Raw genomic sequence first — 24,651 nt, 5'->3', positions numbered from 1 at the left:
TGCGTAGGATGGCGAGAAAGGAGCTGTACCATGAGTATCTTACAACATAAACAGATTGTTCTCGGTGTGTCCGGTGGAATTGCCGCCTATAAAGCAGCAGCCTTAACAAGTAAATTGACGCAGGCTGGAGCTAATGTAAACGTCGTATTGACGGCTAATGCTTGTCGATTCGTACAACCTATTACATTTGAAGCATTATCGCATCAACCCGTATATACGGATACGTTTGCCGAACCGGTTCCAGGAGTAATCTCACATATAGACGTAGCGGACCGAGCTGACCTGGTCATTCTGGCTCCCGCTACAGCTAACATCATCGGAAAATATGCAAACGGAATTGCTGATGATATGCTCTCCACCATGTTATTGGCTACGACTGCTCCAGTAATGGTAGCACCAGCCATGAATGTAAATATGTATAACCATCCGGCTGTACAAGCTAATATGCAGCGCTTGCTTTCCTATGGGGTTACGATGGTAGAGCCTAATGAAGGAATGCTGGCTTGTGGATGGGTAGGCAAAGGGCGCTTAGCAGAACCTGAACAAATTGTGGAGGCGGTTATTCGCTTTTTTGAACAGAAAGAGCTTACGAGCAAATCATTACATTCTTCAACGCATCAGGATTTACAAGGGCAAAAAATTGTTGTGACAGCAGGACCTACACGCGAAAAAATTGATCCGGTTCGTTATATTTCCAATTATTCGAGCGGTAAAATGGGTTATGCGATTGCAGAAGCAGCTCGTGACCGTGGTGCGGAGGTAACCTTAGTTAGTGGGCCCACTGCACTCTCTATTCCCACTGGAGTTACTTTTGTTCCAGTAGAATCGGTGCAAGAGATGTTGGAAGCCGTTTTACAAGTTTATCCACAGACGGATGTTGTGATTAAGTCAGCTGCTGTTTCTGATTATCGCCCTGAACAGGTGTATACCCATAAGGTAAAGAAAACAGCGAGGGAAGATTTTACACTCTCTCTTGTAAAGGCTCCAGATATCCTGCGAACGTTAGGAGAACAGAAAACACATCAGCTGTTAGTCGGATTTGCAGCGGAGACGCAAGAGATCGAGAAGCATGCACTAGACAAAATGCTCCGTAAAAACCTGGACATGATTGTAGCTAATGATGTGTTACAAGACGGAGCAGGCATGGGCGTTGATACCAATATTGTAACGATATATCAACAAGATCAAGAACCTATTCATCTCGATAAGATGAGTAAACGGGATGTAGCGGAACGACTTTTAGATGTAATGAAGCATAGCTTGAAAGCATCGGTTCAAGAGTCGTGATGCCACATGAGTAACCAGCAAACGAGAGCAAAAGTCATTGTAGATGTCCCGACAACACGTACCAATCGACCGTATGACTATGCTGTTCCACTGTGGTTACAGCCGTTGATTGCGGTGGGAAGCCGAGTCATTGTGCCATTTGGCCCTCGGAAGGTTCAAGGGTATGTCATTGGTCTGATACAGGGGCAAGAGTTAGATCATGACGCCGATGGTCCGGGCATTTTGAAAATAAAAGAAATTGAAAAGGTATTAGATGATGTTCCTCCTCTTTCCCTTGAATTGATTCATTTGGCAGAATGGATGAGCCATCGCTATTTATGCCCACTCACTATGTCTATTGCAGCAATGCTGCCTGCTGTTTTAAAAGGTAAAACAGAAAAATGGTACATGCTCGCAGATGAAGTAGATGAAGAACTGTTAGCGCAACATCCTTTGTTACGCTATTTATTGCATCAAGGAAGTCTGTTACAAACAGAAGCAGACAAGCAATTCCCGACCGATAGCAAACTAGTTCCCAAATGGATTAAAAGTGGATTAATCGTCAGTGAATATCAGGTGAAAGATCGGCTTACACATAAAAAAGTAGCGCATGTACAGCTTGCAATGGATGAGGAACGGGCATGGGAGCTTATGGAGAGCATGCCGAAGCGTTCCTGGCGTATGCGAAATGTACTTGAATTTTTGTTGAATCTGGGGCAACAAGAGTCATATCCAATCAAGGATATATTGGAAAAACTATCTATTACACGCTCTACACTTACAACTATGCAACAAAAAGGCTGGATAGCCATAGAACAGAAGGAAGTAGGGCGAGATCCATATGCCAACCGTACTTTTTCACCCCCGCCTAAGCATATATTAACGGAGGAACAACAGCATAATTTGACAGCAATTTTGCGTTCCATTGAGCAAGAAGAATATCACTCTTATCTGCTGCATGGCGTAACTGGTAGCGGTAAAACAGAAGTATATATGGAAGCAATCGAACAAACGTTAGCAAAAGGTCGAGAAGCAATCTTCTTGGTGCCTGAAATTTCGCTGACACCGCAGATGGTAGAGCGAATAAAAGGGCGTTTTGGTGATAATGTAGCTGTATTACACAGTGCGTTGTCTCAAGGAGAGCGTTATGATGAGTGGCGTAAAATCTTGCGGCAACAGGTACAGGTGGTAGTTGGGGCGCGTTCGGCAATTTTTGCTCCGTTTCGCAATCTTGGCCTCATCATCATGGATGAGGAGCATGAGGGTTCCTATAAACAAGAAGAGACTCCACGATACCATGCTAGGGATGTGGCAATATGGAGAGCGCAGACCAATGGAAGTGTGCTTATTATGGGCAGTGCAACACCTGCTCTAGAAACCTATGCATTGGCAACACGTGGACGCTATGATTTGTTAACAATGAAGGCCCGAGTTGGGAACCGACCACTCCCGAAAGTACACGTGGTTGATATGCGAGAAGAGATGAGAGATCAGAATCGCTCCATGTTTAGTAGAACCTTGCATCAGATGATTGAGGATCGCCTTCAAAAGCAACAGCAGATCGTCATTTTCTTAAATCGTAGAGGTTTCTCAACTTTTGTCATGTGCCGTTCCTGTGGATATACATTGGCTTGTCCGCATTGCGACATCTCACTTACTTATCATCGAACAAATCATACAGCTCGTTGTCATTATTGTGGATACACAATTTCTCAACCAAAGCATTGTCCAGAATGTCAAAGCGATCACATTCGGTTTTTTGGCACAGGTACGCAAAAAGTGGAGGAAGAATTGGCCAAATTATTCCCCGGTGTTCGCGTTATTCGCATGGATGTGGACACTACTTCAAAAAAGGGAGCGCACGAGACGTTACTCACCAAGTTTCGTACAGGTCAAGGTGACATTTTATTAGGCACACAAATGATTGCAAAAGGTCTTGATTTCCCACTTGTAACTTTAGTAGGAGTAATTGCTGCTGACACGTCTTTGTACCTGCCAGATTTTCGCGCGGCAGAAAAAACGTTTCAACTTTTAACCCAGGTAGGGGGGCGAGCGGGTCGTCATGAGCTTTCTGGAGATGTTGTTGTCCAAACGTATACACCTGAACATTACAGCATTCAGCATGCTACTCATCATGACTATGAAGCCTTTTATCAAGATGAGATGATCCATCGTAAAAAAACGGGATACCCGCCATTTTATCGTTTAGTATTACTTACGTTCTCACATGAAGACGTTCCTATGGTGATTCGGGCAGCAGAACAGCACGCTACTTATCTGCGACCACGCCTTGCGCAAACAACGGTTGTATTGGGTCCTGTCGCTTCGCCCGTTGCCCGGATCAAAGATAGATTTAGGTTTCAGATCATGTTAAAATATCGGGATGAACCGAAAATATTTGATCTGTTGGCGCAAACGACGCTACATTTTGATGATTGGATGAAACAAAACAAAGTGCTGTCCACGATAGATGTCGACCCACAGATGTTACTCTAACCAGATCAAATGCGACTTATGTTGGATATAGATTAAAGGAGGCCTTTTTATGGCAATTCGCAACATCGTAAATCATCCAGACCCTGTTTTAAGAGAAAAAACAATACAAGTAACGAAATTTAACAGTAATCTGCACAAGTTGCTTGATGATATGAAAGACACCATGTACGCGGCAAATGGCGTAGGTATAGCGGCTCCCCAAGTAGGTATTTCTAAACGTGTATTCGTGATGGATTGCGGTGATTTCTATGTAGAAGCTATCAACCCTGAAATCATTGAGTTTAGTGGAGAGCAGTATGACAATTATCCAGAAGGCTGCTTAAGCATTCCAGGTCTAAATGGTGATGTTCGTCGTCACATGTTGGTAAAAATGCGTGCGCAAGACCGTGACGGTAACTTCTATGAACTAGAAGTAGACGACTTAGAAGCTCGTTGCATTCAGCATGAGCTGGATCATTTGAACGGTGTTCTATTCATTGACATTGCTGAAAAAGTATACCCTGCAAAAGAGGGCGAGGAAGGGGTTTAGGGCCTTGAAAGATACTCGCATTCTTTTCATGGGAACACCTGATTTTTCTACACAAAGCTTGGAAGCCTTGCTTACCCATGGCTATCAGGTTGTAGGAGTAGTGACTCAACCGGATCGTCCGGTCGGCCGCAAACGCGTGCTGACCCCTCCTCCGGTGAAAGAGCTGGCACTACGTCACGGTTTACCTGTATATCAACCGGAAAAAATTAGGGAGAGCGAGGCTGTTCAGAGCGTGCTGGATGCTACTCGTCCCGATTTAATTGTAACAGCAGCGTATGGTCAAATTTTGCCTAACTCATTGTTAGAGGCTCCTAAACATGGTTGCATTAACGTACATGCCTCCCTATTGCCAAAATATCGTGGTGGTGCGCCAATTCATGCCAGCATTATTAATGGTGAGAAAGAGTCAGGCGTTACCATCATGTATATGGTGCAGGCGTTGGATGCAGGTGATATGATTTCTAAAGTGGTCGTACCGATTGAAGAGCGCGATACAGCAGGTAGTTTGTTTGAAAAGCTAGGAGCGGCTGGGGCAGATTTATTGATCGATACGTTACCAAAGCTTTTAAAGGGTGAGATTACACCAGAACCTCAAAACCATGAGGAAGCCACCTTTGCGCCTAACATTAAGCGTGAAAACGAGCGCCTCGACTGGAACAAGTCGGCTCGGGAAATTTACAATCAGGTGCGTGGTATGAACTCCTGGCCTGTTGCCTTTACGACTTTTGAAGAAAAAGTGTGGAAAATTTGGTGGGCGGAAGTGGTTGAGCAAACTGGACAATTGGCTACGCCCGGGACCATCATTGATCGTACAGAAGATGGTCTAATCATTGCTTGTGGAGCAGGTAGTGTTATATTGAAAGAAATCCAACCAGAAGGCAAAAAGCGTATGAGCGTGTATGATTTCTTACGCGGAGCAGGCGCCTCTATTGCTATAGGTTCGAAAGTAGGAGAATAAATTCGTGTCAAAAACGAGAAGTACAACAGCGCGTGAAGTTGCCCTAGATGTTCTGGTTCGAGTAGAAGAGAACCATTCCTATAGCAACCTAGAATTGAAATATGCTCTAGATGGAGCAGGTCTTTCTAAAGCGGATGCAGGATTGGTGACGGAGCTTGTTTATGGAACAATTCAGCGACGAATGACGTTAGATGAAGTGATTGGCCAATTTGTAAAGGGCGGCACAAAAAAACTACAAGGCTGGGTTCTGCAATTATTGCGGATGAGCTTGTATCAGGTTCGTTTTTTGGATCGTGTACCGGAGCGAGCGGCCGTACATGAAGCGGTTGAAATTGCTAAAAAACGCGGACACAAAGGCATTTCTTCATTGGTAAATGGTGTGCTGCGCAATATCCTGCGCCAACCAGAGGCTTGGGAGAAGCTGCCTAAAGGTATAACGAAACAGATTGCGGTAACGCAGTCACATCCAGAGTGGCTGGTAAAGCGTTGGGTTAAGCAATATGGTGAAGAGATCACTAGAGCAATTTGTGAGAGTAACAATCAAGCGCCTATGCCAACCATTCGAGTTAATCGATTGCAAACATCTGCTGATGAGTTGTTACAAGAAATGAAAGAGGCATTCCCAGAGGCTATTCAATCTGAGCTTACGCCGGATGCTTTGTTGTTGCAAAGTGGACATGCAGCAGGATCTTCTTGGTTTCGGGAAGGACTTTGTACCATTCAAGACGAAAGCTCTATGCTAGTAGCCCCTGCATTGCATCTTGCTCCAGATTTGCGTGTTCTGGATGCTTGCGCGGCACCGGGTGGGAAAACGACGCATATTGCCGAGCTAATGGGTAATCAAGGGGAGATTCTAGCCTGCGATGTGCATCCACATAAACGCGAGCTAATTGAACAAAATGCAAAACGCCTAGGCATTGACATTATTACAACAATGGTAGTGGATGCGGCTGATTTGCCAGATCATAACGTAGGGCAATTTGATCGCATTTTGCTAGATGCACCTTGCACTGGATTTGGTGTAATTCGACGCAAACCGGACCTGAAATGGAATAAGACGGCGGAAGATGTGCGAGCGATTTCCGAGCTTCAGTATGAGTTGCTAGAACGCATTGCTCCTTTACTAAAGCCAGATGGTTATCTTGTTTATAGTACATGCACTATCGATTCTCAAGAAAACCAAGAAGTTGTGGAGCGTTTTATTGCTCAATATCCAGAGTTTGAGCTGGACAAGGCTCTGGTAGAGGATTTACCTGTAGGCGTAACCGAAAAAGTGGATGCGAAGAACGGCTATGTGCAAATTTTGCCACATCATTTTAACACCGACGGCTTCTTTATTGCGAGATTAAAGCGTGTTAGTTCTTAAATAAATAACGAGCTGGTTTACTAGGCTGTATTAAGTGGCAGGAATCAAGTCTCTTTAGTGAAAAAAAGTCAAGTGGAAATCTGCAATTGCGGCTTTCCACTTTTCCTTTTCCCTCACAAAGGGTACAATGAGTGAATGGGGTTTGTTTCTAACCCCCAAATACATTTAGTTATTACTAGTAAAAAAGGTGAACCTTACAATGAAAATTACATCATTTACAGACAATAAACCCTTAATCTATAGCTTGCGTCTTGAAGAAATGAAGCAATGGCTGGAAGAGAACGGGGAAAAAGCATTTCGTGCTACACAAATTTTTGACTGGTTATATGTGAAACGCGTAACAGAGTTTGAAGAGATGAGCAACCTGTCTAAAGCCTTACGTGATAAATTAGAGGAGCAGTTCCGTATCAAGGCCCTGACCGAGATCACACATCAAGAATCAGCGGATGGAACAATTAAGTTCTTGTTCCAATTGGTAGACGGTCATGCCATTGAAACAGTGATCATGCGCCACAATTATGGGAATAGCGTTTGTGTAACAACACAGGTAGGCTGTCGCATTGGCTGTACGTTTTGTGCATCCACGCTGGGTGGACTAAAGCGCAACTTGGATGCAGGTGAAATTGTGGCTCAGGTTTTGCAAGCCCAACGCGCTCTAGATGCCGATGAGGGACGTGCAAGTCATGTGGTTGTAATGGGGATTGGCGAACCATTCGAGAATTTTGAACCACTGTTATCTTTCTTGAACATCATTAATGACAACCGTGGGTTGAATATTGGTCAACGTCATATTACTGTTTCTACCAGCGGAATCGTGCCTAAGATTTATGAATTTGCCGAGCGTGGTGGGCAAGTGAATTTAGCTATTTCACTTCATGCTCCTAACACCGAGTTGAGAAGCAAGCTTATGCCGATCAATCGTGGATTCCCATTGGAAAAATTAATGGAGGCTTGTCGTCACTATGTAGCTAGAACCGGACGCCGTATCTCGTTTGAGTATGGTCTGTTTGGTGGACAAAATGATCAACCACATCATGCGGAAGAATTGGCTGACCTGATTGGTGATATGCTTTGTCACATTAACCTAATACCTGTGAACTACGTACCTGAGAGGGACTATGTTCGTACAGCTAAAAATGATATTTTCACCTTTAAACGCATTTTAGACGATCGCGGTTTAAACGTTACAATCAGACGAGAGCATGGCAGCGATATTGCGGCTGCTTGCGGTCAATTGCGTGCGCAACACGCGAAAGAAACGGCAGGGTGATAAACGTATGGAAATAGCGATGAAATCGCATGTAGGATGCGTCCGACAAGTAAATGAAGATTTTTATGCTTGCGCAGTTGACCTAGCTGGACGTGTGCTTGCAGTTGTCGCAGATGGCATGGGCGGTCATCAGGCTGGCGATGTCGCGAGCAAGATGGCGGTTGAACGCATTTTAAAAGAGATGAAAAAAATTGAGCATAACATGGCTCCTTTAGATGAGCGCGAATTATTGATGGATGCATTGATTCGCGCTAATCAGGAGGTGTACGAGTATGCAGAGGCACATCCTGAGTGTAACGGGATGGGAACTACAGTCGTTGCTACATTAGTGGGGAATGATGCTGGTGTCACAGCACACATTGGCGATAGCAGATTGTACCTTTATAAGGAAAATGAGCTGATTCAACATACGGAAGACCATTCACTTGTACAGGAATTGTTAAAGAGTGGGCAAATCAACCAAATGGAGGCTTCTTCACATCCTCAGCGCAATGTATTGATGAGAGCGTTAGGAACGGAGGATCATGTTCGGATTGATTTGGGACAGTTTGAGTGGTCAGACGCAGAGATTGTGTTGCTCTGCTCAGATGGGTTATCCAATAAGGTACCAGAAGAGATTATGGGGGAATGGTTAGCAAAACCGGTACCCCTTCAACAAAGCGTTGATGCGCTCGTTCAATATGCGTTGGACGCCGGGGGAGAAGATAATATTACTTGTGTGGCCATACGTAATAAAACGAAGCCTTCGCAAGTCTGTGAGAAAGAGGGGGGAGGAGAATGCAAGGTCAGCGACTAGGAGGGCGCTATCAGCTTGAGGAAGTGATTGGTGGCGGCGGAATGGCTATTGTTTACAAAGCCAGAGATCTTGTATTAAATCGAATTGTTGCCGTCAAATTGCTAAGACCCCAATTTGGCACGGACGAAGACTTTGTAGAGAGATTTCGTAGAGAGGCGCAAGCGGTAGCAAGTCTTTCACATCATAATATCGTAAATGTTTATGATGTTGGGCAAGATGATAATATTCATTACATGGTGATGGAATATATCGAGGGCTCGACATTAAAAGAGATCATTACATCCCAAGGCGGCATGCTGATGAGTGAATCAGTTCGGATTGCGATGCAGGTGTGTGATGCATTAGAACATGCCCATCAAAACCAGATTATTCATCGCGATATAAAGCCGCATAATATCATGATTGGAACGAATGGGCGTGTGAAAGTAACGGACTTCGGGATTGCTCGTGCTGTGACATCACAGACGATTACGCAAACGGGCTCCGTACTTGGTTCGGTCCACTATTTTTCTCCAGAACAGGCCCGTGGAGGAATTACAGCGGAGAAATCCGATATTTATTCACTCGGAATTGTGCTGTATGAAATGGTTACAGGTTCGTTGCCGTTCTCAGGAGATTCACCGATTACCGTGGCGCTCAAGCATTTACAAGATCCTTTGCCTGAGCCGCGCAAAATCAACCCAGCTATCCCACAAAGCTTGGAGAATGTTATTATTCGTGCTTTGGCCAAGGATCCATTCCAGCGCTATAAATCTGCTCGGGATATGTATGAAGACTTGGAAACGTGCTTATCAACAGAGAGGCGCCATGAAGCAAAGCTTACATTTGCAAGCGATATAAATGATGAAGAAACACGAGTCATTTCCGCAATCACGCCTGAGATGCTGGAGAAGACTAAACAAAATAGCTATCAACCGAGAACATATCCTACCCGTACTCCTCAAAAAGTTGCAAGCACAGAGGATCGATATGAAGACGAGGAGGAAGAGGAGGAAGATAACTTGGCTAGCAAGAAAAAGGGCACCTGGTGGAAACGAAGCCTTCTTTGGTCTGGTATCGCTGTTCTATTCGTTGTTTTGACTATTTTAGGTTTTAACCTTGCAATGAAGTTACTTACGGTTCCAGAAACTGATGTACCTTCCGTGATAGGGATGACGAGGGAGCAAGCGGAAACTGCTTTGAAAAATGTGGGCCTAAGTGCTACGTTTGCTGAAGCCTTTAACACCGCTGAGAAGGGCAAGGTTTTTGAACAAGACCCAGCCGCCACAAGGCGTGTCAAAGAAAATAGCACTGTAAACGTAACTATTAGTAAAGGTAAAGAGCAACTTCCGACACCAAACTATGTGGGTATGTCTCAACAAGAAGCGGAGAAAGCAGCGCGTCTAGCTAACTTTAAGGAAGTAAAAGTTGTTACGGAAGAAAGCAGTGTGGTCCCAGTTGGTGAGGTTATTAGTCAGGATCCGATGAAAGATACTAATGTTGCCCCTGTGGATACTATTATGACCTTAACGGTTAGTGAAGGAAAAAAACGAACAAAGGTACCAAATGATTTAGTGGGTAATCATTGGGATTTAGGTAGAGCTTCTCTCAATAATGCAAAACTAGAGCAGGGAGAATTAAAGCAGCAAGGTTCTTATGAATATCGGGAAACAGGTATTGTCCTTTCTACAAGTCCGCCTGCTGGCTCTGTAGTCGAAGAAGGCACAAAGATTAATATGGTGATAAGTAATGGACAGTGGCCTGCTGATGCCAAGATTGTAAGTGTTCCTGTTTATGTAGAGCATGATTCAACAGATGTTCCTTCAGCAGAGATTGAAGTAGTTGTGAAAGATGCTCGTAAAAAAGAACAAAAACCAGTTCATCAAACCATATCGGAAAGCACCAACTTTAACGTTGAAGTAGTCTTATCACCAGAGACGAATGCAAAAATCGAGGTCAAAAAGAATGGTGAGCCCATCAATACCATGGAAGTTGATTATCAATCGTATCCGTAAAACGTTGGAGGTACCTGCATGCCAGAAGGGCGCATTGTAAAAGCATTAAGTGGATTTTATTACGTAGCCGATCAAGCGAATCCAGAGCGAATCGTCCAATGTCGTGCGCGTGGCTTGTTTAAAAAGAAAGGATCAAAAATTACCCCTTTAGTTGGTGATTGGGTGGTATTTGAAGCCCCAAATGATCGAGACGGCTATGTGATGGAGATAGGAGAGCGAACAAGTGAATTGGTTCGCCCTTCTATTGCCAATGTAGATTTAGCGGTCTTGGTGTTCTCTGCTAAAGAACCTGACATGAGCCCGTTGTTGTTGGATAAATTCCTAGTGCATACGGAGCATGCTGGCATTGAGGCGATCATCGTTATTACGAAAGCGGATTTGTTAGAAGAGGAAGAATGTCAAAAAATTGTAGCGCAATATGAAAAGGTGGGGTATCGAGTGATTCCCACCTCCATTCATGATCAGCGTGGTGTAGAAGAAGTACGTGAAGAATTAATCGGTAAGTTAGCAGTGTTCGCCGGACAATCGGGTGTAGGTAAATCATCCCTATTAAATGAAATTTTTCCAGGCATAAGCTTGCAAACAGGGGAAATCAGCCAAAAGCTGGGGCGTGGTCGACATACTACTCGCCACGTAGAGCTACTACCGCTTCGAGAAGGTGGTTATGTGGCCGATACACCTGGATTTAGTTCATTAGATTTTATGAACATGACCGAGCTAGATTTGGCGCAAGCATTCCGTGATTTTGAGCAACAAAGCGATGGATGTAAATTTCGGGGGTGCTTGCATATAACAGAGCCAAGCTGTGCTGTTCAAGCGGCTTTGAAAGCTGATGAAATAGTTGTACATCGCTATAAACATTATCTACAGTTCATGGAAGAGTTGAGAGAATACCTGAGGAGGAACAAACAATGGTAAAAATCGCACCATCTATCCTATCAGCTGATTTTGCTCGCTTGGGAGAAGAGATTAAAGATGTGGAGCGTGGAGGTGCCGACTGGATTCACGTAGATGTGATGGATGGCCATTTTGTACCTAATATTACGATAGGACCACTGATCGTTGATGCGATCCGTCCAATTACACAGCTCCCCCTGGATGTACATCTAATGATTGAGGAACCCGATAGCTATATCGCTCAATTTGCTAAAAGTGGTGCAGATTATATCACGGTCCACCAAGAAGCATGTCGACATCTACATCGGACTATTCATCACATTAAGGAACAAGGTGTAAAAGCAGGAGTCGTGCTAAATCCCGCAACGCCTATCAGCACGATTCAACATGTGTTGGAGGATTTGGATCTGGTATTATTGATGACTGTAAACCCAGGATTCGGTGGACAGAAATTTATACATAGCGTATTACCAAAAGTGCGTGATCTACGCCATTTGTTAAATGAACGTGGGCTATCCCATGTTGATATTGAAATTGATGGTGGCGTAAATGCCGAAACAGCTCGCTTATGTGAAGATGCTGGAGCGACTGTACTTGTTGCTGGTTCTGCTGTTTATAATCAAGCAGATCGTGCGAAGGCGATCGCTGAGATTCGCGGGTAACGAAAGAAGGATGTTCTCTTATTTTGTATAGAGAGCATCCTTTTTTATGTTATAAAACGTTTTAAACACAGGGATCAGAATGTAAGAAATGTGGAAGGAAATGTATTCAATTAATACTAGATTGTATGATGATTACATAAGAGCTTAGATGATGGGAGCTATATGTATATAGGGGTGAATGATGTGAAAGGAGGGGAAAATTGTTACATTTAATAACCACGGATGACTATCAGCATTATATTTTTTTGGAGGTTTTTTATGAAGCTTACGGTTATGTATGACTTGCTAAGAAAGAACAAAGTTGTATATACAATCATTGAAGCATATACAACTTTATGTGTTGATCATTTCCAACTGTAATAGAATGGGTATGATGTTTAACCCACAAATGTATCAAACATCATCTTAACGAGAAAAATGCATAAAAAAATCAATGAACTGCATAAATAGAGTTTATAAGTAGGCTATATGAGTGGCCTATTAATGAATAGATGACCCTTTATGATCACAAACTATACATATATTTTAGGCATAAACGAATTTGGTACGATAAGATACATGAAAAATAACAGCAAATAAGACTGATTTCTTACGTTTATACTTATCATTTTCATTTTAATTAAATAAACACCACGATTTTTATAAAAATTTAATAAATATTATTAAATTTTACTTTCTTATTTTTATACATATGGTATTATAAATATAAGTTTTCGGTGTTTAGTAAATAATTTGGAATAAATACATCGTAGATAATCGATGTTTCATACAGGAGGGTTTTACCACATGACAAAACATACAAAAGCATTTGTAACACTTGCATTATCATCTCTTCTATCTATTTCCTTATTAACAGGATGTGGCACAGCGAGTAAAGACAGTGGAAATGCAGCTGGGGGGAGCACAGATAAAGCAGCAGCTAAAACCCTAACCATGTTCACTTCAGCCGACTACTATCCTTATGAATTCCACGAAACGAAGGATGGTAATGATCAGATTGTAGGAATGGACATTGATATCGCTACTTACATCGCTAAAGAGCTTGGGTATGAGCTGAAAGTAGTGGATACTGACTTTAATGGTCTAGTCCCTGCTTTGCAATCCAAACGGGCAGATTTCGTAATGGCGGGTATGTCCACTTCACCTGAGCGTAAAAAGAACGTAGACTTTTCTAATAACTATTATGAAGCAAAAAATACATTAGTAAGTAAAAAGGACTCGCCAATTACCCAGCCTGAACAATTGGCAGGCAAACGGGTAGCCGCTCAAATTGGGTCTATGCAAGAAACTGCTGCTCAAGCTATTGCTAAAGAGGTACAGGGTGTTGAGGTGGTTTCCTTAAATAAAATGGGTGAAATCATTCAGGAAGTAATTACCGGACGATCTGGGGCAGCGGTTGTGGAAAATACTGTCGCACAAGGCTTCCTGGATAAGAATCCCAATTTACAATCTACCGTTATGACAACAAATAATACAGAAGGCTATGCGATTGCGTTCCCAAAAGGATCAGAACATGTAGAGAAGTTTAATGAAGTCTTGAAGAAGATGGAAGAGAACGGCGAAATGGACAAACTGATTAAAAAGTGGCTGGGACAATAATCCCAGTCTGCTTTTTTTACAGAATTAATAAGATTTCATGATTAAATAGAGGTGAGCAAAAAAACATGACTACTACCATACCAATAGATTTTTCATTGCTTGAACCACATCTCCCATACATGTTAGCAGGTATGGGAATTACCTTACAGTTTACTGTTTTGTCCGTTTTCTTTGGATTTATTTTAGGAACGATTTTAACCTTATGTAAAATATCCAACAGCAAATTTTTACATGTGTTTGCTGCTTTTTATACAAGCATTTTCCGCGGTACACCTTTGTTGGTACAGCTCTTATTAATTTATTATGCAATTCCGCAATTAACGGGTTATCAAATTCCAGCCTTGTTTGCAGGAGTGCTTGCATTTAGCTTGAACTCTGCTGCATATTTGTCAGAAACGATGCGCGCGGGAATTTTGGCTGTAGATAAGGGGCAGTGGGAGGCGGCCAAAGCATTGGGTGTTCCTTACTCACGTATGATGAAAGACATTATTTTCCCTCAGGCGATTCGCAACATTTTGCCTGCCATTATGAATGAATTTATTACATTACTAAAGGATTCCTCGTTAGTATCAGTTATAGGTGTGGCAGAGATTTTGCGCCGTGCAGATATCGTTAAAGGTCAGTTGTACATTTATTTTGAGCCACTTGTTTTTGCTGGCTTACAGTACTATATTTTGGTCATGATTTTAACTCTATTGTCTACATGGTTAGAACGGAGGTTGCGTCGTAATGGTTAAAATTGAGAATCTGCATAAAGCGTACGGCAAACTGGAGGTTCTGAAAGGAATCAATACCAATATTAATAAAGGGGACGTAGTGGCAATCATTGGCCCATCTGGTTCGGGGAAATCTACGTTCCTGCGTTGTATTAATATGCTGGAAGAGCCCACAAAGGGACAAGTAATTATCAATGGAGTAGATATTACCACCTCCAAAAGCAACATTAATGTCATTCGGCAGAAGGTAGGAATGGTGTTTCAGCATTTTCATTTATTTCCTCATATGACGGTACTGCAAAACCTGACCTACGCACCGATCAAGGTAAAAAGAATGGCAAAGGCGGTTGCGGAGAAAAAGGGAATGGAGCTATTGAAACGTGTTGGACTATCTGATAAGGCAGGTGTCTATCCAAGTAGCTTATCTGGTGGACAAAAGCAACGTGTGGCGATTGCACGGGCATTAGCGATGGAGCCAGAGATTATGTTATTCGACGAACCAACATCCGCTCTTGACCCCGAGATGGTAAAAGAGGTACTGGAAGTAATGAAAAGTTTAGCGCATTCTGGTATGACGATGGCGATCGTTACGCATGAGATGGGCTTTGCTCGGGAAGTGGCGGATCGCGTACTGTTTCTAGACGGAGGTTTGCTGGTGGAAGATGCTCCACCGAAAGAATTTTTTACGCAGCCAACAAGCGAGCGTGCCCGTCAGTTTTTGGAAAAAGTATTATAGAAGACAAGGTAAGAATCATATATTCCTGAAAAAGGAAGCTTTTTTCTTCTGAAATTTTTAAAAAATATTGTTTTGACAGACCTCTGTCTATTTCTTTTTTCTTAGAATAGATAGGGGGTTTTTCGGTTTTTTTATATTGTTTTAGCACCGCTTACGTTTACTTCCCCAAGCGCCGACCGTACAATAAAGGGTAGCTTACTGAAAGTGCTAGCTAAACAGATATATCAAAAGCAAAAAATAACTGCTAAGAGACACATACTAGAAAGGAATGTAAAAAAATATGATCGATTTTACCATACATATTTGCACGGGCGGAGATCTTGATATGTTGCCGCAGGTGGAAAGAGAGGACTTATTGATTGGCGTAGATGGAGGAGCGATTGCCTTATTGGAAGGGGGAATGATCCCGCATATAGCTGTAGGGGATTTCGACACCATTCAGGACGAGGGGCTTAGACTGCTTCAAGATGCTGGTATTGCTATTAAAAAGTTCTCAGCTATGAAAAATGCAACAGACACAGAAATTGCTGTAGAGATCGCTGTAGAGGCTGCTCGTGAACATTTGCGAGAGTTAGGTTCCGCACTAGATAACGAAGACGGTGTGGTTCATTTGTATCCAGATCATCGCTATAAAATTGTAATGTATGGGGCGGTAGGTAGTAGATTAGATCATTCGCTTGCCAATTTGTCTCTGCTAAAAAAAGCGCATTTGGTAGGTGTATGGATGGAGATCGTTAATCGCCAAAATCGTGTCATGCTGTTATCGGATCATTTTCCGAGCTTGGATCTTCGGGGGCACTCAGGTGAGTTCCTTTCTTTAGTGCCAGCTTCACTTGAAGTGACAGGCATCAATCTAACAGGATTTGCCTATCCGTTAACCGACGCCACTATTCCGTTTGGTTCCTCGATTGGTGTTAGTAATGAATGGGTGGATGAATATGGAAAAATAGAACGGGCATCTGGGGATTTATTTGTTATTGCGGCTAGAGATCACTAAATGCATTGCACAAGTCCTGTTCTAAAAAGGTGCTACAACTTTTTCTGGAAAAACCAGCAACAAATGAAAATGGGCGCATATACATATCAGGTAGGTAGATATTCTTCTTGTGTAAGAAGTTTTTCTGTTTTTCCCCGGCATACTGGACATATGTTTGACCCTCTTCGGAATATGTATGTAATAGCTTTGTTACGGACTAAGCCCAAGGGGGGTGCGACATGGTATGAGTTTTCGCTCGTTTCACGTGAAGCAGGGGATGGCAATCAAACGCGTTCTCGGAGTCATTTTTGGAGTGGGTGGACTTATCCTCATTTTGAATACAATGCCCCTCTGGGTGTGGTATGCCATTCTGGGAGCAGCACTCATAGCAGCAGGCTGGTTTTTATTTCATCACAAGTAATTCCGGAGTAAGGAGGGGTCAAAATGCGTTTCTATACGATCAAGTTGCCGAAAATTCTAGGTGGTATGGTTCGCGCCATGATTGAAGCTTTCAATAAGAAAGCCAAGTAAACGCTGAGGATGTGGCTCAGATGAGAAGCGACATTCGATTGCCCATCAGCATGTTAATCAGGCATTCACCCTGTAATTGTGGTAGGTGGATGCCTTGGCACTTATGATGATTCCCTTATTAGGGGATATTAATAGCAAATAAAAAAAGCACCCACGAAAGGTGCTTTTTCTACATGTTCCATGTAAGTGCAACGTTGTCTTGTCCAGTCAAATACTAAACAGACCCCATTCTATGACGAATCACAAAAAGCGATTCGCTTCTAGCTCAGCTGGGCTGAGGTTATACGCGAGTTACAAGACCAGATTTCAAAGCTCTAGTGCTTACATAAACGCGTTTTGGTTTCCCGTTAACAAGGATGCGCACTTTTTGAACGTTAACACCCCAAGTACGGCGACTAGCACGCATAGAGTGAGAACGTGCATTACCAGCTTTCGCTGTTTTTCCAGTAACAAAACATTTACGTGACATTTACATCCACCTCCCTTGAAGCCTATTAAACAAGCCCATTACGGGCATAAGAACAGCTTGAATCATAGTATCATAGCAAGCTGTCAATTGCAATACTTGACAGGAAATTCCCTGTGGCTATTTCGTCAAATGAAAAAACCTTCAAATCACACTTTACTTATAGTAGAATGGGATGAAGCACAAGATATACCATTATGCGGATTGGTCTGTGTAAAAGGAGGAACCTTGAATGTCAGTGGAAATGAATACACCTCTTGGAAAAATTGACGTCAGCGAAGAAGTAATTGCTCGTATTGCTGGCGGGGCTGCCATGGAAGTATTTGGTCTTGTGGGTATGGCTTCGCGTAAAGCATTAAAAGACGGTATTGCCGAACTTCTGAAAAAAGATAATTTAAGCAAAGGGGTCGTTGTTCGCAATGAGAATAACGAAGTCAACCTAGATTTGCATATCATTGTGAGCTATGGTACAAAGATTTCTGAAGTGGCCGGCAATGTGCAGAGCCGTGTGCGATATACACTCGAGCAAACACTGGGAGTTGAGGTATCGGCGATTAATATATATGTCCAAGGGGTCAGAACAGACCGTGAACTGTAAGGAGGAAATGTAGTGGTACAAAAGCGTCTTGATGGCGTGCAGTTTAGTCAGATGGTTTATCTAGGCGCCAATAACCTGCATACGAACTACAAAATAGTAGATGCTTTAAACGTGTTCCCTGTTCCAGATGGTGATACAGGTACAAATATGAATCTTACGTTTACGGCTGGTGTAGAGGAGCTTTCCCGTAAAGAGTCTGCACATATCGGTAATTCAGCTCAGGCGTTGGCAAAAGGACTATTAATGGGGGCCCGCGGAAATTCAGGCGTTATATTGTCTCAATTATTCCGTGGATTTAGCAAGGTGGTAGCAGGTAAGGAATCCATCGATGCTCGCACGTTTGCAGATGCATTAAAAATGGGGGTGGATACAGCCTATCAGGCGGTAATGAAACCGGTTGAAGGTACTGTTCTTACGGTAGCACGTGAAGCAGCTGAGATGGCGGTTAAAATTTCTCGCACAACGGATGATATCCTGACTGTGATGGACAAGACCTATGAACAGGCGAAGCTTACGTTGAGCCAAACCCCTGAATATCTACCTGTATTAAAAGAAGTAGGCGTTGTTGATTCAGGTGGACAAGGATTAGTTTATATCTATGAAGGATTTATTCGTACCCTTCATGGAGAAAATGTTGTAGAACAAAAACAGATGCCAGGCGCAACATCTATGACACAGAACATGAATGACTTGGTAGAAGAAAAGCACAGCGCTCAATCTCAATTGAAAACGGAAGATATTCTGTATGGATATTGCACGGAGTTCATGGTTTATCTGACAGGAAGCACAGAGGCGAGCAAAAAGCCTTATGTAGAAGCAGCTTTCCGTGCTCAATTAGATACAATGGGAGATTCGTTGCTAGTTGTATCCGACGAGGACGTTGTGAAAGTACATATTCACGCAGAACACCCAGGAAATGTACTTAACTATGCACAGCAATTCGGTTCCCTACATCGAATTAAAATTGATAACATGCGTGAGCAACATTCTAATATCTTGCGTGAAGAAACCGCAGCTGTGACTCCGATAGAGGCTACACCTGTGTTAACCCAAGAAGAAGAGGTAGCTGCTCCAGTACCTTATGGCATTATTGCGGTAGCAGCAGGTGATGGCATCGCGGAGATTTTCCAAAGCTTAGGAGTACAAGTAGTGGTACAAGGTGGACAAACCATGAATCCGAGTACGGAAGACTTCATAAAAGCTATTGAAGAACTTCACGCTGAAAAAATTATTATTTTACCAAACAACAAAAACATCATCATGGCGGCTCAACAGGCAGCTGTATTAGCTAGTATGCCAGTGGCTGTTGTGCCGACGAAGAGTGTGCCACAGGGTATGGCTGCGTTGGTAGCATTTAATGGCGGAGAAGATTTAGAGAACAATAAAGAAACGATGACAAAAGCACTGGAACAGGTAAAAACAGGGCTGGTTACTCATGCAGTACGCGACACCAAAATGGGAGATGTCGAGATTGCTGAAGGTGACTTTATTGGGATCAACGAAGGAACCATTATCACAGCACAGTCAGACATGATGGCAAGCGCACAGGAACTTTTGAACCAAATGGTGGATGAAGAGACGGGGCTGGTCACGATTATTTATGGCGAAGATGCTTCCGAAGAACAAGGGGCTCTGCTAGAAGAAATGTTAGCGGACGCATTCGAGGATGTGGAAGTTGAGATCCTTTCTGGTAGACAACCACTTTATCCTTTTATTTTTGCTGTCGAGTAAGAGAGGAGTAATGTTACGTTGTCACCTATTGTAATTGTTACGGATAGTGCGTCAGATATTGACCCAGCTCTGATTTCACAGTTGGGTATTGAGATTGTTCCATTGAAGGTGAGCTTTGGTGACGAAACGTTTTTGGACGGAATCACTATACGTTCTACCGAGTTTTTTGAGCGTTTACGTACATCAGATGTGTTTCCAAGAACATCCCAGCCATCACCAGCAGAGTTCTCCCAAAAATTTAAGGACATTAGCGAAAAGCATGGTGCGGATGTGTGCATCATTGCTATTTTGTTGTCCAGTCAGCTATCAGGCACCTATCAATCTGCTGTTATTGGAAAGAGTATGCTGGAACAAGAACTGGATTTGACGATTATTGATTCCAAGAAAGGCGCTATGTTTGAAGGACTCCTTGCTATAGAAGCTGCAAAAATGGCTCGTGCAGGTCGATCCAAACAACAAATTCTGGATGAAGTAGACCGGATGATTCAGCATATGCAAAATTTCTTTATACTCGATACACTTGAATTTCTGCAAAAAGGTGGTCGTATCGGTCGTGCTTCCGCATTTATTGGTTCGCTATTAAACATTAAGCCTATCCTGTCGCTCGATGCTAACGGCGCTGTGTACGCTTTTGATAAGGTGCGTGGCAATAAAAAAGCAGTAGCTCGGATGGTGGACGAACTGAAAACCTATGCTGCAGATGCGAGAGTAAAGGTAGCGATCATGCATGCAAATGCACTAGAAGAAGCGAAGGCGTTAAAAGAGCGGGTTAACCAGGAATTTCAGGTAATCGAGACCTATATATCCGAAATTGGTCCTGTAATCGGAGCACACATTGGTCCAGGTGGTATTGCCTGCGCCATGGTAAAAGAGTAAGGACAAAGCTACCTTTTTAGCTAGCAATTACGGAGAACAGCACATTTTCAGCTTAAAATGTGACATCTAAAACAAGAAAATAAGAGAAGCACCTTGCTTGAATCGTGTTGGTTGCGATTAAGTAAGGTGTTTTTTGTTGTGGTAATATATGGGATCTGGGTCAATAGACTTGATGGCAGATGGAAAGGCTACATATGGGGATATTCACCGTTCATGAACGTGACAAAAATGAGTTCTATCGTTGTCCAGAATATTCGAACATTCTTTTTTCCCTTGATAAGAGAATCTCTACTCCCTTTTTGGCAAATCATACACATACAGATTTCAATATCAAGATGGAACGTAGAGGTTCACATTGAATAAAAAGGTGAGGTCATGTCATTCTTCCAACGATATTGGACAACTAGACAGGGAAGTCAGACAAGAGGCAGCGGATCTACAGATTCTAACTGTATCCACTCTTCTATGTATACCAATCTGACGAAATTGGAAACGATATTCTCTGGAATTCCGGAGCTAACCATGCGTGAGCTCCCTTTAAAATCAGGGGAGAAGGCACTGCTGGTCTATTTAGATGGCTTGGTAGATAAAACCATTGTAAATCGCGATATTGTTCATCCCCTATTGGTTACGGAATCTTTATATCCCGAAAAAATAGAATCCGTATTATGCGTAGGCAAAATCAAAAAAATTACTTTATGGGCTGAGATTGAGGAATCCTTGTTTCATGGTTGCTGCATTATATTTATGGATGGGTTTTCTTATGCTTTTCTTATTGAAGCACAAGGATGGCCACAACGTGCTATTCAGGAACCTCAGATCGAATCTGCTATTAAAAGTGCTCATCAGGGATTTATCGAGACAGCAAATGCCAATATTGCTATGATTCGACGCTATATCCCTAGTAGTGAGCTGAAGGTGAAGGAGCATACCATTGGGGAACGTGGTGGGGTCAAAGTGTCGCTCTTGTATTTGGAAGACGTGACGAATCCTGGTATTTTGGAAGAGCTTGAAACAAGATTGGAATCGCTTAACGTTGATATCATTTTAAATACAGGGGAACTAGAGGGATATTTAGAGGATCAGGCATTCACTCCCTTTCCTCAATTTTCCATGACAGAGCGTCCCGATACAGCCGCTTCACACATCTTACAAGGTAGAGTAGTCATTATAATGGATCGCTCGCCAGGCGTGCTAGTGGCTCCGATGACCTTCTTTTCTTATTTTCAAACCGTGGATGATTACAGCGTTCGCTGGATCGTTGCTTCCTTTATCCGCTTGTTGCGCTTTCTTGCCTTTTTTATCGCGATTTTAGCTCCTGCGACTTATATTGCTACCGTATCATTTCATTACGAATTAATACCACTCTCTTTGCTGTTAACGATTGGAGAATCGCGTGAAAGAGTTCCACTACCCCCGATTCTGGAAGCATTTATTATGGAACTGGTACTTGAGATGTTACGAGAAGCTGGCTTACGTTTACCGGCCCCCATTGGTCAAACCATTGGTATCGTAGGCGGTATTGTTATTGGTCAAGCTGCTGTATCGGCTGGATTGGTTAGTAATATCATGGTGATTGTAGTGGCTCTGACAGCAATTGCCTCGTTTATTATTCCGAATTTGGAAATGTCGGCTGGAATTCGTATGATTCGCTTTCCCATGATGCTGGTTGCTTCCTTATTCGGCATGGTGGGCATCATTTGGGGGCTTATTCTTCTCATTTTGCATCTACTCTCTCTAGAATCGCTTGGCACTCCATACGGAGCTTCTTTTTCACCCATGCATTTTTCCGAACTAAAGGATACCTTCGTCCGTTTACCCATGTGGATGATGAAGAAACGGCCAGTAGAGCTCAAGCCCAAGCAAGTTGATCGACATGGAGACAACGACGGAGGGGAGGGTGGGCATCATGAAAAAATTGATTGATCGAAAAATCTCTTTACTGCAATTTATTTTGACCATCAGTGGAATCGAGGTAGGTAGTAGTATTTTGACTCTACCTGCTGACCTGGCTCGTGTAACTGGTACCGACGGCTGGATTTCTATTATTATCGGATACTTGTTAACGATTCTAATTAGTCTTTGCATTATCGGTATCATGTCTAAACACCCACATAAAACGATGCTCGAGGTGTTGAATCACTATTTAGGTTCTTTTTTAGGTAAATCAGTCATGGTGGTATGGATTCTATATTCATTACTTGGAGCTATCACGATCTTTTATACCAGCATCTATATTATCAAAGAATGGGTATTACCCAATACAATGACATTTCTCATTGTAGTCCTCTTCCTTCTTTGCACGTACACGGCTTTACGGGGGGGCGTTCGACTGATTTGTCGATATCAGGTGTTCGTTTTCTTCTTTACACTGTGGATGCCCCTGATTTTGCTGTTTTCACTAAAGAATGGCCATCTTACGTTCTTGCTACCTGTGATTAAAGAGGGATGGATGCCTGTTCTACATGGGGTGAAGGTAACGGTATTAGCGTTTTTAGGTTTTGAGTGGATATTTTTGTTTTATCCTTATTTAGAGAATAAGAAGCATGCGGTCAAAGGAGTTATCATTGCAAATACCATCACACTGTTGGTATATTTGCAAATTACGTTGAGCTGTTTTTCCTTTTTTAGTCCAGATGAAATCACAAAGTTTATTTGGCCTACACTTACCTTGGTCAAACCGATTAAGTTTTCCTTTTTGGAACGCTTTGAGATCATCTATCTATCCTTCTATATTTTCACTTTTTCCACGTCTGTGATTCCTTACTTTTTCTTTGCAATAGAGAATATTGCCCAACTGTTTCATAAGCAGGACTGGCAAGTACCATACGTTATCTTGCTGGTATATGCGATCAGTTATCTGTTTTATCAGCCTTCGTATACAGATATTACGTATTGGAAAGAGGCGTGGCAATGGATGGGCTATTTTGTCGTATATACGTTTCCAGTGCTCTTTTTGCTGTATACCATGCTGGTTGGTCGATGGAGGGGGCGACAGTTGAATGAAAAAGCGGGATAAAGGTAAAGTTTTTCAGTTACTTAGCTTCATGGGTGCCTGTTGCTGTCTAATTAGTTTGAGTGGCTGTGGGGATCAGCTTCTCGTGGAAGATATTAATTTAGCTCTGATTTATGCGATGGATAGGACGCCTGACAATCAGCTAGTGGTGTATGAAATGAACCCTATCTTTGATAAAGATGCTAAAAAAAAATTCGCAGTCTATGGGGCAAAAGCACATACGATTCGGCAAGCGAAAGAAGTGTTTAACAGTGTGGCACAGGGACAGGTAGTTGTAGGAAAATTGCAAGTCGTGATGTTTGGTGAAGCGCTTTTGAAGCAGGAGGGAGGTATTGCTCCTTATCTGGATGTGGTGTATCGTGATTCTAAAAATGTAGGAAATCTCCTGCTCGCGTCGGTAAAAGGATCAATGTCTGATCTCGTACATAGTAACTTTCCTGATAAATCTATCTTGCCGCGCTATATTACGGATGCCCTTCAAAATAGCTCCAAACTTAATCAAGGAATAGCAACCACGCTTCAAGAATTTCATACGTTACTTTACGACAAGGGGATTACGCCAGCTATCATGGAGGTAAAAAAAGATAAGGATGGGGTCGTGGTAGTAGGAACTGCCTTATTGGACAAAACAGGCAGGCAGCAATTATCTTTGAACCGTCGAGAGAATCTATATCTGCTCATGTTGAAACGGAAAGCTAGAACTCCGATCTCTTATACAATATCAGTTCCGTCAGCTCTGTTTTCGCAAGGTCAGTCGGGTAAACAGAAAAAGGAAGGCTTTGTTACGATGAACATTCAAGAAATACGGCCAAGGATTTTGACCTCTTATCAAGATAATCAATTCGTCTTTACGGTCAACCTAGAATTTGTCGTACGTGTCATTGAGCGAACGATCTTTATTGATTTGGAGAAGGAAAAGGATAAGCTGGAACATATAATTGGCAACAAAATGAAGGCGGAAATAGAGTCACTAGTTACAAAGGTACAGCAGAAAGCGTTGGATCCATTTGGTTTTGGATGGTATGCAAGAGCTTATGAGTATCCTCATTGGAAGAAGGTTCAAGATCAGTGGCCTGCTCACTTTTCAAAAGCACGGGTGAATATCATACCTACTATTCAGATAGAAAGCCGAGGAGTGATTCAGTAGGTGGTGCAACGTGTGCTTTTGGAAG

Annotated in this window: 22 protein-coding genes; 21 read left to right on the top strand and 1 reads right to left on the bottom strand. The window is 42.7% G+C overall.

The annotated features are described in order from the left end of the window. Positions 1-30: 30 nt before the first annotated feature. From coaBC to spoVM, 15 genes are all read left to right on the top strand, one after another. On the top strand, positions 31-1,287 hold the full coding sequence (coaBC, locus tag EEL30_24160) for a bifunctional phosphopantothenoylcysteine decarboxylase/phosphopantothenate--cysteine ligase CoaBC (protein QDX95114.1): 1,257 nt from the start codon (positions 31-33) through the stop codon (positions 1,285-1,287). Positions 1,288-1,293: 6 nt separating this feature from the next. Continuing rightward, entirely contained in the window at positions 1,294-3,762 is a 2,469-nt protein-coding gene (gene priA / locus EEL30_24155; protein ID QDX95113.1) for a primosomal protein N', read from the top strand. Positions 3,763-3,811: 49 nt separating this feature from the next. Then, positions 3,812-4,291: a peptide deformylase gene (gene def / locus EEL30_24150; protein ID QDX95112.1), complete on the top strand. Its 480-nt coding sequence runs from the start codon at positions 3,812-3,814 to the stop codon at positions 4,289-4,291. Between the two features lie 4 nt (positions 4,292-4,295). Next, a complete protein-coding gene (locus EEL30_24145; GenBank protein ID QDX95111.1) occupies positions 4,296-5,249 on the top strand; it encodes a methionyl-tRNA formyltransferase in 954 nt (317 codons plus the stop codon). 4 nt (positions 5,250-5,253) lie between these two features. Further along, positions 5,254-6,615: a 16S rRNA (cytosine(967)-C(5))-methyltransferase RsmB gene (rsmB, locus tag EEL30_24140; GenBank protein ID QDX95110.1), complete on the top strand. Its 1,362-nt coding sequence runs from the start codon at positions 5,254-5,256 to the stop codon at positions 6,613-6,615. 199 nt (positions 6,616-6,814) lie between these two features. Then, positions 6,815-7,885, top strand: coding sequence for a 23S rRNA (adenine(2503)-C(2))-methyltransferase RlmN (rlmN, locus tag EEL30_24135; protein QDX95109.1), 1,071 nt, complete (start codon positions 6,815-6,817; stop codon positions 7,883-7,885). Positions 7,886-7,892: 7 nt separating this feature from the next. Then, a complete protein-coding gene (locus EEL30_24130; GenBank protein QDX95108.1) occupies positions 7,893-8,681 on the top strand; it encodes a Stp1/IreP family PP2C-type Ser/Thr phosphatase in 789 nt (262 codons plus the stop codon). Next, on the top strand, positions 8,663-10,675 hold the full coding sequence (gene pknB / locus EEL30_24125; GenBank protein QDX95107.1) for a Stk1 family PASTA domain-containing Ser/Thr kinase: 2,013 nt from the start codon (positions 8,663-8,665) through the stop codon (positions 10,673-10,675). Before EEL30_24130 ends, pknB begins: the two co-directional genes overlap by 19 nt. A gap of 18 nt (positions 10,676-10,693) precedes the next feature. Next, positions 10,694-11,593, top strand: a complete 900-nt coding sequence (gene rsgA / locus EEL30_24120; GenBank protein ID QDX95106.1) for a ribosome small subunit-dependent GTPase A — start codon at positions 10,694-10,696, stop codon at positions 11,591-11,593. After that, entirely contained in the window at positions 11,587-12,234 is a 648-nt protein-coding gene (locus EEL30_24115; protein ID QDX95105.1) for a ribulose-phosphate 3-epimerase, read from the top strand. The genes rsgA and EEL30_24115 overlap by 7 nt, the downstream gene beginning before the upstream one ends. Positions 12,235-13,020: 786 nt before the next feature. Beyond that, on the top strand, positions 13,021-13,833 hold the full coding sequence (locus EEL30_24110; protein ID QDX95104.1) for an ABC transporter substrate-binding protein: 813 nt from the start codon (positions 13,021-13,023) through the stop codon (positions 13,831-13,833). Between the two features lie 65 nt (positions 13,834-13,898). Next, positions 13,899-14,570 carry an amino acid ABC transporter permease gene (locus tag EEL30_24105; protein QDX95103.1) on the top strand — a complete coding sequence of 224 codons (672 nt, stop codon included), beginning with the start codon at positions 13,899-13,901 and terminating at the stop codon, positions 14,568-14,570. After that, complete coding sequence (locus EEL30_24100; GenBank protein QDX95102.1) at positions 14,563-15,285, top strand: amino acid ABC transporter ATP-binding protein; 723 nt, start codon at positions 14,563-14,565, stop codon at positions 15,283-15,285. Before EEL30_24105 ends, EEL30_24100 begins: the two co-directional genes overlap by 8 nt. 280 nt (positions 15,286-15,565) lie before the next feature. Further along, a complete protein-coding gene (locus EEL30_24095; GenBank protein ID QDX95101.1) occupies positions 15,566-16,282 on the top strand; it encodes a thiamine diphosphokinase in 717 nt (238 codons plus the stop codon). A 423-nt stretch (positions 16,283-16,705) separates the two neighbouring features. Beyond that, a complete protein-coding gene (gene spoVM / locus EEL30_24090) occupies positions 16,706-16,792 on the top strand; it encodes a stage V sporulation protein SpoVM (GenBank protein ID QDX95100.1) in 87 nt (28 codons plus the stop codon). Positions 16,793-17,072: 280 nt separating this feature from the next. Here spoVM and EEL30_24085 read toward each other — a convergent pair whose 3' ends face one another. Continuing rightward, positions 17,073-17,261, bottom strand: coding sequence for a 50S ribosomal protein L28 (locus tag EEL30_24085; protein ID QDX95099.1), 189 nt, complete (start codon positions 17,259-17,261; stop codon positions 17,073-17,075). A 229-nt stretch (positions 17,262-17,490) separates the two neighbouring features. Between EEL30_24085 and EEL30_24080 the strand changes: the two genes are divergently transcribed. From EEL30_24080 to EEL30_24055, 6 genes are all read left to right on the top strand, one after another. Continuing rightward, the gene (locus tag EEL30_24080; protein ID QDX95098.1) at positions 17,491-17,856 is read left to right on the top strand and encodes an Asp23/Gls24 family envelope stress response protein; all 366 of its coding nucleotides are present in this window, start codon (positions 17,491-17,493) and stop codon (positions 17,854-17,856) included. A 12-nt stretch (positions 17,857-17,868) separates the two neighbouring features. Further along, positions 17,869-19,587 (top strand): DAK2 domain-containing protein, encoded by a 1,719-nt coding sequence (locus EEL30_24075; GenBank protein QDX95097.1) that lies wholly within the window; start codon positions 17,869-17,871, stop codon positions 19,585-19,587. 18 nt (positions 19,588-19,605) lie between these two features. After that, positions 19,606-20,463, top strand: coding sequence for a DegV family protein (locus EEL30_24070; protein ID QDX95096.1), 858 nt, complete (start codon positions 19,606-19,608; stop codon positions 20,461-20,463). 375 nt (positions 20,464-20,838) lie between these two features. Next, positions 20,839-22,389, top strand: coding sequence for a spore germination protein (locus EEL30_24065; GenBank protein ID QDX95095.1), 1,551 nt, complete (start codon positions 20,839-20,841; stop codon positions 22,387-22,389). Continuing rightward, complete coding sequence (locus EEL30_24060; GenBank protein ID QDX95094.1) at positions 22,373-23,482, top strand: spore gernimation protein; 1,110 nt, start codon at positions 22,373-22,375, stop codon at positions 23,480-23,482. The genes EEL30_24065 and EEL30_24060 overlap by 17 nt, the downstream gene beginning before the upstream one ends. After that, positions 23,466-24,626 (top strand): Ger(x)C family spore germination protein, encoded by a 1,161-nt coding sequence (locus EEL30_24055; GenBank protein QDX95093.1) that lies wholly within the window; start codon positions 23,466-23,468, stop codon positions 24,624-24,626. The genes EEL30_24060 and EEL30_24055 overlap by 17 nt, the downstream gene beginning before the upstream one ends. Positions 24,627-24,651: the final 25 nt, after the last annotated feature.

It is taken from the genome of Brevibacillus laterosporus (genome assembly GCA_007833815.1).
Taxonomy (GTDB): domain Bacteria; phylum Bacillota; class Bacilli; order Brevibacillales; family Brevibacillaceae; genus Brevibacillus_B; species Brevibacillus_B laterosporus_D.
Note: the sequence above shows the minus strand (reverse complement) of the source record. Positions and strands in the feature narration are given on the sequence as shown.

Coding starts and splice junctions, on each gene's coding strand:
- coaBC (QDX95114.1), top strand. CDS start 31: ATGAGTATCTTACAACATAAACAGATTGTTCTCGGTGTGTCCGGTGGA.
- priA (QDX95113.1), top strand. CDS start 1,294: ATGAGTAACCAGCAAACGAGAGCAAAAGTCATTGTAGATGTCCCGACA.
- def (QDX95112.1), top strand. CDS start 3,812: ATGGCAATTCGCAACATCGTAAATCATCCAGACCCTGTTTTAAGAGAA.
- rlmN (QDX95109.1), top strand. CDS start 6,815: ATGAAAATTACATCATTTACAGACAATAAACCCTTAATCTATAGCTTG.
- EEL30_24130 (QDX95108.1), top strand. CDS start 7,893: ATGGAAATAGCGATGAAATCGCATGTAGGATGCGTCCGACAAGTAAAT.
- pknB (QDX95107.1), top strand. CDS start 8,663: ATGCAAGGTCAGCGACTAGGAGGGCGCTATCAGCTTGAGGAAGTGATT.
- rsgA (QDX95106.1), top strand. CDS start 10,694: ATGCCAGAAGGGCGCATTGTAAAAGCATTAAGTGGATTTTATTACGTA.
- EEL30_24115 (QDX95105.1), top strand. CDS start 11,587: ATGGTAAAAATCGCACCATCTATCCTATCAGCTGATTTTGCTCGCTTG.
- EEL30_24110 (QDX95104.1), top strand. CDS start 13,021: ATGACAAAACATACAAAAGCATTTGTAACACTTGCATTATCATCTCTT.
- EEL30_24105 (QDX95103.1), top strand. CDS start 13,899: ATGACTACTACCATACCAATAGATTTTTCATTGCTTGAACCACATCTC.
- EEL30_24100 (QDX95102.1), top strand. CDS start 14,563: ATGGTTAAAATTGAGAATCTGCATAAAGCGTACGGCAAACTGGAGGTT.
- EEL30_24095 (QDX95101.1), top strand. CDS start 15,566: ATGATCGATTTTACCATACATATTTGCACGGGCGGAGATCTTGATATG.
- spoVM (QDX95100.1), top strand. CDS start 16,706: ATGCGTTTCTATACGATCAAGTTGCCGAAAATTCTAGGTGGTATGGTT.
- EEL30_24085 (QDX95099.1), bottom strand. CDS start 17,261: ATGTCACGTAAATGTTTTGTTACTGGAAAAACAGCGAAAGCTGGTAAT.
- EEL30_24080 (QDX95098.1), top strand. CDS start 17,491: ATGTCAGTGGAAATGAATACACCTCTTGGAAAAATTGACGTCAGCGAA.
- EEL30_24065 (QDX95095.1), top strand. CDS start 20,839: ATGTCATTCTTCCAACGATATTGGACAACTAGACAGGGAAGTCAGACA.
- EEL30_24060 (QDX95094.1), top strand. CDS start 22,373: ATGAAAAAATTGATTGATCGAAAAATCTCTTTACTGCAATTTATTTTG.
- EEL30_24055 (QDX95093.1), top strand. CDS start 23,466: ATGAAAAAGCGGGATAAAGGTAAAGTTTTTCAGTTACTTAGCTTCATG.